This is a genomic window from Oleiphilus sp. HI0132 (assembly GCF_001635845.1).
The window spans coordinates 1-433 of sequence record NZ_LWGJ01000917.1; the positions used below are offsets into that span (position 1 = coordinate 1).

General features: G+C 43.4%; 1 protein-coding gene. It reads left to right on the forward strand.

Annotated features, from left to right (window positions below):
* Nucleotides 1–66: 66 nt before the first annotated feature.
* Nucleotides 67–433, forward strand: a 367-nt coding sequence (locus tag A3766_RS10350; RefSeq protein WP_197479514.1) for a DNA translocase FtsK 4TM domain-containing protein, incomplete at its 3' end; no start/stop codon positions are given.

The window sequence follows — 433 nt, forward strand, 5'->3', positions numbered from 1 at the left end:
CTATAGTCCGTACACTTATATTTTTTCGATTCGCCAACCATAGTTAGTAATTCAGTGATAAGCGACATGGCACAACCTGGTAGTAGTAACTCAGAACAACATCATTTTCATGCCTATTTATCCCAAGGCTCGCGTGAAGGTGCCTTGATTCTAACGGTTGCTGTCTGCATTTTTCTGTTCGCTGCATTAATTTCCCACTCTCCGATGGATCCTGGTTGGAGTAGCACGGGTACAAATCAGGTTGCTTCAAATTACGGTGGTAAAGCCGGTGCATGGTTTGCCGATATACTGCTGCACTTTTTTGGCTATGTTTCCTACCTCTTCCCAATATTAATCGGCTATCGCGCCGCGCTGCTTTTTAAGAATAGAAAGTCCAGGAAGGTCTTTCATTGGCCAATGTTTATCATTCGGGTTATCGGTTTTGTTCTGACTT